Consider the following 14138-nt stretch of genomic DNA (forward strand, 5'->3'; position numbering starts at 1 on the left):
GGGGCTGTCCGCTACGTGAGTCCGAGCGCCGGCATCAGGTAGTAGAAGCCGAAGACGGCCGAGACGATGTACATCGCGATCGGGATCTCGCGGGCCCGGCCGGCCACCAGGCGCAGCACCGTGAAGGTGATGAAGCCCATGCCGATGCCGTTGGTGATCGAGTACGTGAACGGCATCATCAGCATCGTCACGAAGGCCGGGATGGCGATCGTCCAGTCCGCCCAGTCGATCTGCCCGATCGAGCCGGACAGGATCAGGAAGCCGACCGCGAGCAGCGCCGGGGTGGCGGCCTGGGAGGGCACCATCGTGGCGAGCGGGGTCAGGAACAGGGCGACGGTGAAGAGGCCGCCCGTCACGACGTTCGCGAAGCCGGTCCTCGCCCCCTCGCCGACGCCCGCCGTGGACTCCACGAAGCAGGTGGTGGCGGACGAGGACGACGCGCCGCCCGCCGCGACCGCGATGCCGTCGACGAACAGGACCCGGTTCATGCCGGGCATGTTGCCCTGGGAGTCGGTCAGGCCCGCCTCGTCGCTGATGCCCATGATCGTGCCCATGGCGTCGAAGAAGGTCGAGAGCAGCACGGTGAAGACGAAGAGGATGCCGGTCAGCAGGCCGACCTTGGAGAACCCGCCGAAGAGGCTGACCTGGCCGACGAGCCCGAAGTCCGGGCCGGCGACCGGATTGCCCGGCCACTTCGGGGTGGTCAGACCCCAGGACGGCACCGTGGCCACCGCGTTGATGATCATCGCGACGACCGTCATCGTCACGATGGAGATCAGGATCGCGCCCGGCACCTTGCGGACCATCAGCGCGAGCGTGAGCAGCACGCCGAGGACGAAGACCAGGACCGGCCAGCCGAGCAGGTGCCCGTTGCCGCCGAGTTCGAGCGGCACGGTGGTGTGCGCGGCGTCCGGGATGCGCGAGACGAAGCCCGAGTCGACCAGGCCGATCAGCATGATGAACAGGCCGATGCCGATCGCGATGCCCTTGCGCAGGCCGAGCGGCACCGCGTTCATGACCCGCTCGCGCAGGCCGGTGGCGACCAGGAGCATCACCACGAAGCCGGCCAGGACAACCATGCCCATGGCGTCGGGCCAGCTCATCCGGGGCGCCAGCTGGAGTGCGACCACGGTGTTGACGCCGAGCCCCGCCGCGAGCGCGATCGGCACGTTGCCGATGACGCCCATGAGCAGCGTGGTGAAGGCCGCCGTGAGCACGGTCGCGGTGACCAGCTGCCCGCTGTTGAGCTGGTGACCGTACATGTCCTTCGCGCTGCCGAGAATGATCGGGTTCAGCACGATGATGTACGCCATCGCGAAGAAGGTCGCGAATCCGCCACGGATCTCACGGGCGATGCTGGAGCCCCGCTCGGAGATCTTGAAGTAGCGGTCCAGGCCGTTGGTCGGCTCGGCGGGTGCCGGCGGCTGAGCTGCGGCGTCGACCTTGTCGGGGGCCGAGGGGGGCATGCGGAACCTCAGTCGTGAAGGGGCGGGGAAACGGCACGTACCCGAACTTCTTTGGACGTTTTAACGAACAGAATGAGTCAGCCGTAAGCCGTTTCAGTATGAATACATAAGTCGAAGATCACCATCTCCGCGCGTAGACCCAAGGGCCGACTGGACCGGCCGTAGACAGAATTTCCGGGAATAGCCGCGCCCTACACTGATCGCATGGCGAAGTGGACACCGAAACACGAGGCGCCGGAGCCCCTTGAGGGCCCCGTGGTCGCCACCATCACCGGCGGCACGATCCTCTGGTTCGTCCTCTTCCTCGTCCAGCTCCCCTTCTACGGCTGGTTCGACGACCACGGCCACCTGTGGTGGGTGTGGACCTGCCTGGCCGGCGGCGGCCTCGGCCTCATCGGCATCTGGTACGTCCGCGGCCGCGACGCGGCGATCAAGCGGCACGCCGCACAACAGGCGGCCGGCTCCGGACCGGACGCAAGAGCCGAAAGTCAGTAACCCGCGGGACCTGTGTACGGCCAGAGGACCATCCGTCTCCTCCCAGGGTCGGATGTTCGGCCGTCCCGGCAGGTGAAGCGCCCGTTCCCGCCGTACCGTCGAAATCATGACGCAGCGCGCCAAGATCGACGCCGGGGCGGAACTCGACCCCGTCCATCCCATGAAGTGTCCCGCGCCGGCGGGGCGGGCCGGCGGGCTGACGACGGCCGAGGTCGCCGAGCGGGTTGCGCGCGGCGAGGTCAACGACGTTCCGGTCCGCAGCAGTCGGTCCACCGCGGAGATCGTCCGCGGCAACGTCTTCACCCGGTTCAACGCGATCATCGGCGTGCTCTGGGCGATCATGCTGGTCGTGGCGCCGATCCAGGACAGCCTCTTCGGCTTCGTGATCATCGCCAACACCGGCATCGGCATCATCCAGGAGATGCGCGCCAAGAAGACCCTGGACGGACTCGCGGTCATCGGCGAGGCCAAGCCGACGGTGCGGCGCGACGGGCGGGCCGCCGAGATCTCCACCTCCGAGATCGTGCTCGGCGACGTCATCGAACTCGGGCCCGGCGACAAGATCGTGGTGGACGGCGAGGCGGTCGAGGCGGACGGGCTGGAGGTCGACGAGTCTCTCCTGACCGGCGAGGCCGACCCGGTCCTCAAGAAGCCCGGCGACAAGATGATGTCGGGCGCCTTCGTGGTCGCGGGCGGCGGCGCGTTCACCGCCACCAAGGTCGGCCGCGAGGCGTACGCGGCTCAACTGGCCGAAGAGGCGAGCCGGTTCACCCTCGTCCACTCCGAGCTGCGCAGCGGCATCTCCACCATCCTCAAGTACGTCACGTGGATGATGATCCCCACCGCCCTCGGCCTGGTCATCAGCCAGCTCGTGGTCAAGGACAACAACTTCAAGGACTCCATCGCCCGCACCGTGGGCGGCATCGTCCCGATGATCCCGGAAGGCCTCGTCCTGCTGACCTCGGTCGCCTTCGCGATCGGCGTCATCCGGCTCGGCCGCCAGCAGTGCCTGGTGCAGGAACTGCCCGCGATCGAAGGCCTGGCCCGCGTCGACGTGGTGTGCCTCGACAAGACGGGCACGCTCACCGAGGGCGGCATGGACGTCACGGAGCTGCGCCCCCTCAATGGCTCGGACGAGGCGTACGTACGCAAAGTGCTCGGCGCGCTGGGCGAGTCCGACCCGCGCCCGAACGCCTCCCTCCAGGCGATCATCGACGCCTATCCGGACAGCGAGGTGTGGCGCTGCACCGAGTCGCTGCCGTTTTCCTCGGCCCGCAAGTACAGCGGCGCCGCGTTCAGCGAGGGCGACGGCGAGAACAGCACCTGGCTGCTCGGCGCGCCCGACGTGCTGCTCAAGCCCGGCGACCCGGCCCTGTCGGAGATCGACACGCTCAACGAGAAGGGCCTGCGCGTCCTGCTGCTCGCCCGTGCCTCCCGCGAGCTCGACGACCCCGACATCGCCTCCGACGCCAAGGCCAGCGCGCTGGTCGTCCTCGAACAGCGGCTGCGGCCCGACGCGGCCGACACCCTGCGCTACTTCGAGGAGCAGAACGTCAAGGCCAAGGTCATCTCCGGCGACAACGCGGTGTCCGTCGGCGCGGTGGCCGGAAAGCTCGGCCTGCCCGGCGCGGCCAACACGGTCGACGCCCGCCAACTCCCCACCGACCAGGCCGAGATGGCCGACGTCCTCGACTCCAACGCGGTCTTCGGCCGGGTCACCCCGCAGCAGAAGCGCGACATGGTGGCGGCCCTTCAGTCGCGCGGCCACACGGTGGCGATGACGGGCGACGGCGTGAACGACGTACTGGCGTTGAAGGACGCGGACATCGGCGTGAGCATGGGCTCGGGCTCGGAGGCGACGCGAGCGGTGGCCCAGATCGTGCTGCTGAACAACAGCTTCTCCACACTGCCGTCGGTGGTGGCGGAGGGGCGGCGGGTGATCGGCAACATCACGCGGGTGGCGACGCTGTTCCTGACGAAGACGGTGTACTCCGTGCTGCTCGCGGTGTTCGTGGTGTGCTCGCAGGTGGAATACCCGTTCCTGCCCCGCCACTTGACTCTCTTGAGCACCTTCACGATCGGCATCCCGGCGTTCTTCCTGGCCCTGGCCCCCAACAAGGAGCGCGCCAAACCGCACTTCGTGCGCAGGGTGATGCGGTACGCCATCCCCAGCGGGGTGATCGCGGCGGTGGCCACGTTCGTGACGTACATGATCGCGCGGGCGTACTACTCGGGGCCGGGCGAGCTGGACGCGGAGACCAGCGTCACGACGCTGACGCTGTTCCTGGTCTCGATGTGGGTCCTGGCGATCATCGCCCGCCCGTACACGTGGTGGCGGATCGCGCTGGTCGTGTCCATGGGAGTGGCGTTCCTGCTGGTGCTCGCGGTGCCGTGGCTGCAGCACTTCTTCGCGCTGAAGCTGGTGGGGGCGGTGATGCCGTGGACTGCCGTCGGCATTGCGGTGGTGGCTTCGGGGGTGCTGGAGGTGGCGTGGCGGTGGGTCGTACGACGGTGGCCGGACTAGGGCGTTCGCCCACCCGCCCACCCGTTGCGCGGGGTTGGCTGGGCTGGGGGTCTGGGGCGAAGCCCCAGCGCGCCCCGGCCAGCCGCGTCCCCGTGCCGCCCAGGATGCCTAGTCGAACCAGCGGTCCCGTGCCAGTTCCTCCGTTCTCGACGGGTCTTCCAACAGCGCCGCCACCTCGAAGCGGCGGGGCCACTGGCCCGCTGCCCAGGCGAGGCCCGCTGCCACGCCCTCCAGGGTCGCCGCGTGGACCACTCCGTCGGCCGGGCGGCGCCAGTCCAGTTCCACGCCGCCTGCCAGGAGTTCCTCGTGTTCCACGTACGTCGCAGGCGTGGACGGGCCAAGGAGGGCCCGTACCGCGGCCGGCACCTCGTGCTCTACGCCCGTCGACGTCACCTCCGCCGACCCCAGCTCGCTCAGCCGCCCCACCTGGAGCAGCTCCGCGAGCTCGGCCGCGCGGGCCGGGGCCACCGGCAGCAGGGCCCGGCCGGTGGCGAGCGGGAGGAGGTCCGGGGCGTCCGCCACGACCGCCTCCGGCGCGTCGACGACCCGGACCTCGCCGTCCACCACCACCCTCAGTTCGTCCGGCAGTGTCACCTGCTCGGGGTCCAGGTCCGCCAACGCCGTGTACAGCGCGTGGAGTTGAGAGCCCGAGACCGGGCGCGTCCCATCGGCCAGGCGGCCGAGCAGCTCCGCCGCACCCCCCGGCTCGTCCAACAGGGCCGGCACCGACGTGCGTACCCCCAGCGCCCGCAGCACCTGCGTGTCGTCGAAGCCCGTCGCGTCCGCGGACTCGTACAGGCCGGAGAGGAGCGGGTCGGAGCCCGCCGCGCGCAGGCCCGCCGGGCGGCGGCCGCCGAGCACCGGGTGGTCGCGCAGCCACCAGGCGGTGTACGGGCGTACGGATTCGGTCGTGCCGTCGGGCAGCAGTACGCGCACCGGCTGGATCAGGGCGTCCCGCAGCGGCGGCCGGGCGAGCAGGGCGAGGGCCTGCGGCCAGCAGTCGTCGTCCACCAGGTCCAGGTCCCGGACCGCGATGATCTCGGTGGCGACAGGGGGGACCGGGGAGTCGGGGAGGCGGTCCAGGGCGTCTTCGGCCCAGACGTCCACCGCGTCCAGCAGGCCCGCGTCGTCCGGCTCGGCGAAATCGCCGTCGCGGGGCTCCAGTTCGTCCGGGTCGAGGACGACGTCGGTGGCGCGCACGAGGGCGAACGTGGCGAGCACCCCGCACGCGGTGAGCGGCTGCTCGCCCCAGCGGTCGGCCAACTCGCGGTCGACCTCGGCGAGTTCACCCTCCCGGATGACGGCGGCGAAGGGGGACCCGGGCAGGACGAGTTCACCGGCGGGGGCGAGTTCGCCGTCCTCGTCGGGCAGGGCGAGCGCGCCGAGCCAGGGTTCGTCGCCGGGTGCGAGATTCGCCTCGCGCACCAACGTCAGTACGGTGTCGGCGAGTTCGTCCGCGTCGAGGCCGCCGTCCTCGTCCCAGACTTCCCCGCTGTCGAGCGACGCGGCGACGGCCGCCCTCACCTGAGGGGTCGTCAGGACAGCGCGCGGGGTGGCGGGCAGCGCGCCGAGCTTTTCGAGCAGCGGGTGGGCGGCGTCCGGGTGGGCGACCTTCAGGCCGAGGCGGCCCAGGTCGGCCGGGGTGTCGGAGAGCGGCAGCAGGATCTGCCGGGGGCCGATCACGGTGCGGCCGCCCGCGAGCGGCACCGGGAGCCCGGAAAGCCGGTCGGGGTCGACGCCTGCGAGCGTGTCGTAGAGCCGGTACCACCACTCGGGGGCCCGCTCGGCCCCGGCGATCCGCTCGATGGCGTCGCCGAGCGGCAGCCGTCCGACCTCCAACGTGCGCAGTTCCGGGCGGCGTTCGAGACCGGCGGGCAGCAGGGTGGGCAGGACTTCGGCCAGGACGCGCACGGTGTCCGCGCCCGCGCCCTCGACGACCTCCGCCTCGAAGGGGCGCAGGGCGACGAGTTCCTCGGTGGGCGCGGCGGGCGCCAGGAACGCGACGCGGGGCAGCCGTTCGAGGACCGCCGCGCGCAGGGCGCCGTCCAGCTCGCCCCGGCCGAGCGGGCCGGGCACCAGGTCGACGGTGCCGGTGGACACCGGCCGCCAGGCGCCGAGGAGTTCGGCGTACGCGTCGGCCGCGCGCTGCACCAGGAAGTCGGTGAGCGGGCCGGGCGCGGGGTGACGGCGCGCGGTGTCGAGCGGGAACGACGCGATGAGCAGCGCGGGGACGCCGAGCGGCTCGTCGGTGGGGGTCGGCGCGTGCACCACTGCGGCGGTACGGGGCCGCTCGGGCGCGCCGTCCTCGTCCACCGGGACCGCCCAGGTCACCGTCCAGTGCGGACGCAGCCGCTCCTCGACGGGCCGGTCGGCGAGCAGGTCCGGGTGGATCGCCCCGTGGTGACTGACGGCCCGCCAGCGATGAATGGATTCATCCCGGCTGTCGTCGATGTGTACGTAGGCGTAGGCGTCGTCGTCGTGCACGGACCGCCGCAACACCCGGGTCGCGTCCGGGGTTTCGACGACGATCTCGGTCAGGCCGGGGAGGGTGAGGAGCAGCGCGTCGTCGATGCCGTCGAGGAGGCGGCGTACGAGATCCTCCGCGGTGCCGTCCCGCAGCGGCAGCACCACGACGGTGTCGTACCCCTCGGGGGCGGCGCCCTCGGCGGGCAGCGGCAGCCTGAGCAGCGGTACGTGTCCGTCGCGGCGGCGCAGCTCGTCGCCCAGGCCGGGGCTGGCGTGGGCGGCCTCGGCGGCCAGTTCGCGGGCCTCGGCGAGCGACCAGCGCACGCCGCCGGTGCGGCCCACCACGGCGGGCTCGTCGCTGACGGCGAGCACCGCGGCGAACCCGACGCCGAACCGGCCCACGGCCACCTCGGTGTCGGCGCGCTTGGCGCTGGCCCGCAGGGTGGACAGCGACTCGACGCCGATGGCGTCCAGCGGCGCGCCGGTGTTGGCGGCGGCCAGCACGGCGGGGGTGTCGGGGCCCGCGGGGTGCAGGGTCAGCCGGAGCCTGCCCGTGGTGTGCGCGCGGGCCGCGGCGTCGGCGGCGTTCTGGGCGAGCTCCACGACGAGGCGGTCGCGGTAGCCGCCGAGCGCGAGGTCCTCCTCGGCGTTGGCGTCCTCGCGGAATCTGGCCGGGCCCGCGCCCCAGGCGTTCAGGACCCCGCGCCGCAGCCGCGCCGTCCCGAAGGGGTCGGCCCCTTCGGCCGCCATCGCCTTGACGATCACGCCGTACTCCGCTCTGTCCTGCCCCCGCGTGTGCCGGGGGGCTGCGGGGCGAAGGTACCGCGCGTTGGGCGCGTGCCTTCAATTTCCCCCGCCTTGGCCCTGCCCTGCTGTGACACTTCGCGGCTCCGCGGCGTGGCCCTCCGGGGGTGGGGGTGCGGCTTGGCAGGGTGTACTGGGGCTCCGCCCCAGACCCCGTGGGCCCCTCCCCGCCCCTTCCCTAGACCCTCCGGGGGTGGGTGGGGTTCGGCTGCGGTCTGGGGTGGGTGGTGGTTCGGCTCCGGCCGGTGGTCGGTGGTCGTTCGGCTGCGGACCGTGGGTGGCTGGTCGCGCCCACGCGGCGGAGCCGCATATGTCACAGCCCCGCGCCCCTAGCAGGATCGATCCTGGCGGGGTCGGCATCTTCAGCCCGTCCGGCGTTTGAGGACGAGCGCCGTTTCAGGCGCGAGCGGGGGTCCGGGGGCGGAGCCCCCGAAGCAGGGGTGCAGGGGACGAAGTCCCCGCAAGGGGTCTGGGGCACAGCCCCAGGGCTCAGCCCTCCCCACCCCCGTCACGGGATGGGGGTCCCCCCTGCTCCTTAAGAGCTTGGGGGAGGGTGGACAAACCCCCCGGGGGTGCAGGGGGCAGAGCCCCCGCAAGGGGGGTCTGGGGGCGCAGCCCCCAGAAGCAGAACCATCCAACCCGCTGCACGGGCGGGTGGGCGAACTCCCCCGGGGTCTGGGGCGCAGCCCCAGGGAGCTCCGGGTCGGGGGCGGAGCCCCGGGCGCCCCCGACCCGGGCCAGGGTTACGAGTGGCCCAGGTCCTCCGTCGCGTCCGGCGCGTCCGGCACGGAGCCCTCGCGCGACGGCCGCAGGGCCAGGACGTCGGGGGCCACCGTGTCCAGGACGGGCGGGGCCGGCCGGGGCGGCTTCGGCATGACCGCCGCCTCGGAGTGGCCCCCGCAGCCGTAGTCGAGGGCCACGACACGCCCGTCCGCAGGACCGAATTCGTTGGCGCAGATTCCGAACGCCTGGGAGAGGGATCCCGCGATGGGGACGAGGAAGGCGCAGGACACGCAGGAGGCCGGCGCCGCCTGAGCCATCGCGGTCTTGCCGCCGAAGGACTCCTCCCACCGGTCGGCCGCCGTGTGCAGCCCGTACCGGGAAAGGACCCGCGCCCGCCGCATGCCGAGTTCCTCGGCGACGGCCGCGATGGAGCCGCGCGCGGTGCCCGCCGGGGCCTCCGCGTCGGACAGGTCGGCCAGCTCGGCGTCCTCCGCGTCGACCCGCTCGGCCATCTCCTCGGAGACCACGGAGTTCGGCGGCGGCACGTCCTCGCCGGAATATCCGGGCTCCAGGCGCAGATCGTCGGCCTCGGTGGGCAGCAGGTCGCCCGGGCCCATGTCACCGGGGCGCAGCCGCTCGCTCCACGGCACCCACTCCGGGGCCTCCAGGGCGTCCGGGCCGGGCAGCAGGACCGTCTCGTCGAGGGTGACCAGCTTGGCGCGGGACGCCCGGGCGACGGTCACCGCCCAGCGCCAGCCCCGGTAGCCGAACTCCTTGCACTCGAAGAAGTGCGTGACGACCCGGTCGCCCTCCGAAACCAGGGCCACATGCTCGCCGACCACACCGGGTGCGGCGGCTTCCTCCGCCGCCTCGCGGGCTAGGTCGACCGCCTCGGCGCACAGGCGGTCAGGGGTACGGCTTCGCGTCGTCGCAGCACTCACAGGTCTCGCTTCTCTCCTACGCCGTCTCACGGGTGCGCCGGGGAGCCGAATGCGTACGGGCGGCGGGCGGAGCGGACCAGGGGGCCGCGTCAACGTCCGCGCCCGGGCGATCAACTGCCCAGCGACTGTCCAGTTTCACTGACCAAGGGAGTCCCCCTTGCTCCGTATGAGCGTGGAGGCGCACCTTCTGCAATCCATTCTGCGGGATCACGGATAGGCGCGCGGCCTTGGGCAGCCGCGGGCGGCGCGCCTGTCACGCTACCCCCTTCGTGGCCCCCGGCCCACCTGCACGTCCGAATCCTGGTTCGGGTCGGACGGGCTTGGGGCACTATGGCGGGGTGGCAACCGCGAGGTCGTCAGGGTCTTCGGACGCGTCCGGCCGCCTCCGCAAGGCGGGCCGGGCGGTCGGTCACGCCCTGCACCTGCCGTTCACGGGGACGGCCCGTTCGATCAGAAAAGCGACCCACGCGCACGGCGCCGGTGAGTCGGGCCTCGGCAAACTGATCGAGCTGCACGCGGTGAACGGCGCCGGCGACGTCATGATCACGGTGGCGCTCGCCTCGACCGTGTTCTTCTCCGTGCCGACCGACCAGGCGCGCGGCCGGGTCGCCCTCTACCTGGCGATCACCATGGCACCGTTCACTCTCCTGGCGCCCGTGATCGGCCCGCTGCTCGACCGGATGCCGCACGGCCGCCGCGCCGCGATGGCCGGCGCGATGCTGGCCCGCGCGCTGCTCGCCCTGACGATGTCCGGCGCGGTCGCCACCGGCGGCCTGGAGCTCTATCCCGCGGCGCTCGGCGTACTGGTCGCCTCGAAGGCGTACGGCGTGGTCAGGAGCGCCGTGGTGCCGCGCCTGCTGCCACCCCGCTTCTCCCTGGTGAAGGCGAATTCGCGGGTCACCCTCGCGGGCCTGCTCGCCACGGGCATCGCCGCCCCGATCGGCGCCGGGCTCTCCCGCATCGGGCCCGAGTGGCCGCTCTACGGGGCGTTCTGCATCTTCACCGGGGGTACGTTCCTGGCCTTCACGCTGCCCCACAAGGTCGACTCGGCCAAGGGCGAGGCCAGGGCGCAACTCTCCGACCGCAGCGGCCTGCGGCCCAGTCTGCGTACGGTCGGCGTGTCCGTCCTGAACGGCCTGTACGCCAATGCCGCGCTGCGCGCGCTCTCCGGATTCCTGATCTTCTTCCTGGCGTTCCTGCTGCGCGAGCACCCGCTGTCCGGGCAGAGCGCGGCCGTCTCGCTCGGCATCGTCGGGGTGTCGGCGGGCGTCGGCAACGCGCTGGGCACGGCGGTCGGCTCGCTGCTGCGGGCGCGCGGGCCCGAGGTGCTGATCGTGACGATGCTGACGATCGCGCTGGGCGCGGCCGTCCTGTCGGCGGCGTTCTTCAGCGGCCTGATGGTGGCCGTGCTGGGCGCGACGGCCGGGCTCACCCAGGCGCTGGCCAAGCTGTCCCTGGACGCGATGATCCAGCGCGACGTGCCGGAGGAGGTCCGTACGTCCGCGTTCGCCCGCTCGGAGACGCTGCTCCAGGTGGCCTGGGTGCTCGGCGGCGCGATCGGCATCGCCCTGCCGCTCAACGGGATCCTGGGCATGTCGGTGGCCGCGGCCCTGCTGGCACTCGGCGCGGCCGTCTCGGTACGGGGCCTGCTCGGCGCGGCCCGGCGCGGCACCCCGCATCCCCGGGTCGCCTGAGCCCCGTACGGAGCGACGTACGACACGGCACGCCGCACCCCCGCGCGGCTTGGCTGGGGTCGACCGATAGCCTTCGCTCCATGACCGTTGCGTTCAATTCCGGTAGGACCCGCCGGGCCGGCCTCGCACTCGCCGCCGCCTCCGCCGGACTCCTCGTCCTCTCCGCCTGCGACAAGCCGACGCCTCTCGCGACCGTGACGGTCGGCACGAACTCCGTCAACACCGAGGCGTCCTGCCGCGGCGAGGACGGCAAGCCGCTCGCCGAGGCCAAGCTCACCAGCTGCCTCAGCGGCGTCAAGGACGCCAAGTCGATCGACTACGCGCCCGGTGCGACCCTGCGCCTCGGCGTCGACCCCAAGGTCGTCGAGAACGGCGGCAAGTGGATCGCGCTCCTCGACGGCAGCCCGATCACCGAGGCGTCCGCCCAGACCTACCGGAGCTTCCCCGGCGCCGACGTCTTCTCGACCGGCGGGCAGGGTGCCGCGCCGAAGGAGAAGAAGATCAGCATCGTGCAGGTCGACAAGGACAACAAGCCCGAGTCGGTCTGGAGCTTCTCGCTCAAGCGCACCAACTCCTGACGACCGGGCCCCGCCTGATGCGCGTGCTGGTCGTGACCGCGGTGGCGGCGGAGGCGGATTCCGTCGCCGCCGGTCTCGCCGCCGCCGGATACGCGCGCCTCGGCGAGGAGTTCGTCCGGCGCGCCCTGATCGCCGGGCCCGACAGCGCCTCGCCGCTGACCCGGCACGGACGCGCGGGGCACGAGATCCATGTCTATCCGGCGGGCGTCGGCCCCGCCGCCGCGGCCGCCGGCACCGCCCTCGCACTCGGCCGGGGACCCGGCTACGACCTGGTGATCTCGGCCGGCATCGGCGGCGGCTTCCCCGCCGTCGCCCCGCTCGGCACCCTCGTCGTGTCCTCGCGCATCGTCGCGGCCGACCTGGGCGCGGGCTCCGCCGAGGGCTTCATCCCCGTCACCGAGCTCGGCTTCGGCCGCCACGAGGTGCACGTACTCGGCTCGCTCGGCCGCCGCGCGACGCGAGCGCTGGACGCCGCGTACGGCACCGTCCTCACCGTCACGACCGCCACCGGAACCGCCGAGCGCGCCGCCGAACTCCTGGCCCGCCACCCGCGCGCGTTCGCCGAGGCGATGGAGGGCTTCGGCGTCGCCGAGGCCGCCGACCAGTACGGCCTGCCCGCCCTCGAAATCCGCGCGATCTCCAACGAGGTCGGCCCGCGCGACCGTTCGGCCTGGCGGATCGGCGACGCGCTCGCCGCCCTCACCGACGCATTCGGGAAGCTTCCGCCCGTATTGGAGAGTTGGACACCCCATGAGCCCGATTGAGCCCCTGAAGATCGCCTACTCTCCCTGCCCGAACGACACCTTCGTCTTCGACGCCTGGGCGCACGGCCGGGTGCCCGGCGCGCCCGCGCTGGACGTGACGTTCGCCGACATCGACATCACCAACGGCATGGCCGAGCGCGGCGAGTTCGACGTGCTCAAGGTGTCGTACGCGGTGCTGCCGTGGGTGCTTGAGGAGTACGCGCTGCTGCCCTGCGGCGGCGCGCTCGGCCGGGGCTGTGGCCCGCTCGTCCTCACCAGGGAAGCCGGAGTTGACCTGACCGGCAAGACCGTCGCCGTGCCGAGCGAGAAGTCGACGGCGTACCTGCTGTTCCGGCTGTGGGCCGCGGACGTCGTGCCGGGCGGGGTCGGCGAGGTCGTCGTCATGCCGTTCCACGAGATCATGCCCGCGGTGCGCGACGGCAAGGTCGACGCCGGACTCGTCATCCACGAGGCCCGGTTCACCTACCAGAACTACGGCCTGCACTGCCTCGCCGACATGGGCCGGCACTGGGAGTCGACGACCGGCCTGCCCATCCCGCTCGGCGCGATCATCGCCAAGCGCTCCCTCGGCGAGGACACGCTGCGGCTGCTCGCCGAGTCGGCCCGCACCTCCGTGCGGCTCGCCTGGGACGACCCCGAGGCGTCGAGGCCCTACGTACTGGAGCACGCCCAGGAGATGGACCCGGCCGTGGCCGACCGGCACATCGGGCTCTACGTCAACGAGTTCACCGCCGACCTCGGCGAGGACGGCTACGCCGCGGTGCGCGGCCTGCTGACCCGCGCCGCGGCCGAGGGGCTCGTACCGCCCCTCGGCCGCGCTGCGCTGGAATTCGTGAAGAACTGAGCGGACTAGACGTCCAGTTGGTCTGCCACCGCGCGCAGCAGGCCGGCGATCTTCTTGCCGGCCGCCTTGTCCGGGTAGCGGCCCTTCTCCAGCATGGGTGTGATGTTCTCCAGGAGCGTCGTCAAGTCCTGCACGATGGAGGCCAGTTCGTCGGGCTTGCGGCGCTGGGCTGCGGCGACCGAGGGGGCCGGGTCGAGGACCGTGACGGAGAGGGCCTGGTCACCGCGCTGCCCGGCGACGACGCCGAACTCGACGCGCTGTCCGGGCTTGAGTGCGTCGACCCCGTCGGGGAGCACGGAGGAGTGGACGAAGACGTCGCCGCCGTCGTCCCGGGAGAGAAAGCCGAAGCCCTTCTCGCTGTTGAACCACTTGACCTTGCCGGTAGGCACGTCTGTCCTCGTCCTCGTACTCGTCGTTGTGTGCGGGGCGCCGAAAACGGCTCTGGATAGCACTACAGCGGGTCGCCTTCCGACCCGCCGACACCAAGGCTAATGGTCCAGGGGCAGCTGACAAGACGTCCCGGCCTGTCCTTACGAGCAGGGAACTACCCTGGCGGGGTGAGTACCGAAACCCAGGCCAAGGCCGACCGCGACGCCCCCACCACCGGTGATCGGCTGGTTCGCGTCGGCGTCGTCGTGTTCTTCGTCGGCGCGCTCGCCACGCTGGTCACGGTGGCGCCGCTGTTCCTGCACACCGCGCCGTTCCCGTCGTTCGCCTATCTCGTCTGCATGCTGATGGGCGTCGGCTTCCTGATCGCGGGGGCGGGCGTGCTGCGCACCGTCGCGGAACAGCGCCGCCAGGCCCGCGCCTGACCCGGCCGCCGCTCACCTGAACCGGCC

11 protein-coding genes are annotated in these 14138 nt (G+C 72.3%); 7 read left to right on the forward strand and 4 right to left on the reverse strand.

From position 1 onward, the window contains the following. Positions 1–11 precede the first annotated feature (11 nt). Positions 12–1466, reverse strand: a complete 1455-nt coding sequence (locus tag OHA17_RS17810) for an NCS2 family permease (RefSeq protein WP_406507431.1) — start codon at positions 1464–1466, stop codon at positions 12–14. A 204-nt stretch (positions 1467–1670) separates the two neighbouring features. On the opposite strand from OHA17_RS17810, the gene OHA17_RS17815 reads away from it, so the two are divergent. Then, positions 1671–1961 carry a DUF2530 domain-containing protein gene (locus tag OHA17_RS17815; RefSeq protein WP_053724834.1) on the forward strand — a complete coding sequence of 97 codons (291 nt, stop codon included), beginning with the start codon at positions 1671–1673 and terminating at the stop codon, positions 1959–1961. Positions 1962–2067: 106 nt separating this feature from the next. Continuing rightward, positions 2068–4485, forward strand: coding sequence for a cation-translocating P-type ATPase (locus OHA17_RS17820; RefSeq protein WP_406507432.1), 2418 nt, complete (start codon positions 2068–2070; stop codon positions 4483–4485). Between the two features lie 108 nt (positions 4486–4593). Here the strand turns inward: OHA17_RS17820 and OHA17_RS17825 are convergent, their stop codons facing one another. Beyond that, positions 4594–7701 carry a sacsin N-terminal ATP-binding-like domain-containing protein gene (locus OHA17_RS17825; RefSeq protein ID WP_406510747.1) on the reverse strand — a complete coding sequence of 1036 codons (3108 nt, stop codon included), beginning with the start codon at positions 7699–7701 and terminating at the stop codon, positions 4594–4596. Between the two features lie 797 nt (positions 7702–8498). Then, a complete protein-coding gene (locus tag OHA17_RS17830; protein WP_398877598.1) occupies positions 8499–9419 on the reverse strand; it encodes a DUF3027 domain-containing protein in 921 nt (306 codons plus the stop codon). A gap of 338 nt (positions 9420–9757) precedes the next feature. Here OHA17_RS17830 and OHA17_RS17835 point away from each other — a divergent pair, with 338 nt between their 5' ends. The 4 genes from OHA17_RS17835 (at position 9758) to OHA17_RS17850 (ending at position 13299) form a co-directional block, all read left to right on the forward strand. Further along, entirely contained in the window at positions 9758–11113 is a 1356-nt protein-coding gene (locus OHA17_RS17835; protein ID WP_406507433.1) for an MFS transporter, read from the forward strand. Between the two features lie 80 nt (positions 11114–11193). After that, positions 11194–11691 carry a DUF2771 domain-containing protein gene (locus OHA17_RS17840; protein WP_406507434.1) on the forward strand — a complete coding sequence of 166 codons (498 nt, stop codon included), beginning with the start codon at positions 11194–11196 and terminating at the stop codon, positions 11689–11691. Between the two features lie 17 nt (positions 11692–11708). Further along, a complete protein-coding gene (locus OHA17_RS17845) occupies positions 11709–12455 on the forward strand; it encodes a futalosine hydrolase (protein WP_406507435.1) in 747 nt (248 codons plus the stop codon). Further along, positions 12442–13299 (forward strand): 1,4-dihydroxy-6-naphthoate synthase, encoded by an 858-nt coding sequence (locus OHA17_RS17850; protein WP_406507436.1) that lies wholly within the window; start codon positions 12442–12444, stop codon positions 13297–13299. The genes OHA17_RS17845 and OHA17_RS17850 overlap by 14 nt, the downstream gene beginning before the upstream one ends. Positions 13300–13304: 5 nt before the next feature. Here the strand turns inward: OHA17_RS17850 and OHA17_RS17855 are convergent, their stop codons facing one another. Next, the gene (locus tag OHA17_RS17855; protein ID WP_053724374.1) at positions 13305–13688 is read right to left on the reverse strand and encodes a cold-shock protein; all 384 of its coding nucleotides are present in this window, start codon (positions 13686–13688) and stop codon (positions 13305–13307) included. 135 nt (positions 13689–13823) lie between these two features. On the opposite strand from OHA17_RS17855, the gene OHA17_RS17860 reads away from it, so the two are divergent. After that, positions 13824–14111, forward strand: a complete 288-nt coding sequence (locus OHA17_RS17860; RefSeq protein ID WP_406510748.1) for a hypothetical protein — start codon at positions 13824–13826, stop codon at positions 14109–14111. Positions 14112–14138: the final 27 nt, after the last annotated feature.

The organism is Streptomyces sp. NBC_00212 (assembly GCF_045206365.1).
Taxonomy (GTDB): Bacteria; Actinomycetota; Actinomycetes; order Streptomycetales; family Streptomycetaceae; genus Streptomyces.

What these genes read in the sequence shown, in the direction of transcription:
- OHA17_RS17850 (WP_406507436.1), top strand. Translation starts at nt 12,442, where the DNA reads ATGAGCCCGATTGAGCCCCTGAAGATCGCCTACTCTCCCTGCCCGAAC.
- OHA17_RS17815 (WP_053724834.1), top strand. Translation starts at nt 1,671, where the DNA reads ATGGCGAAGTGGACACCGAAACACGAGGCGCCGGAGCCCCTTGAGGGC.
- OHA17_RS17820 (WP_406507432.1), top strand. Translation starts at nt 2,068, where the DNA reads ATGACGCAGCGCGCCAAGATCGACGCCGGGGCGGAACTCGACCCCGTC.
- OHA17_RS17810 (WP_406507431.1), bottom strand. Translation starts at nt 1,466, where the DNA reads ATGCCCCCCTCGGCCCCCGACAAGGTCGACGCCGCAGCTCAGCCGCCG.
- OHA17_RS17840 (WP_406507434.1), top strand. Translation starts at nt 11,194, where the DNA reads ATGACCGTTGCGTTCAATTCCGGTAGGACCCGCCGGGCCGGCCTCGCA.
- OHA17_RS17845 (WP_406507435.1), top strand. Translation starts at nt 11,709, where the DNA reads ATGCGCGTGCTGGTCGTGACCGCGGTGGCGGCGGAGGCGGATTCCGTC.
- OHA17_RS17825 (WP_406510747.1), bottom strand. Translation starts at nt 7,701, where the DNA reads ATGGCGGCCGAAGGGGCCGACCCCTTCGGGACGGCGCGGCTGCGGCGC.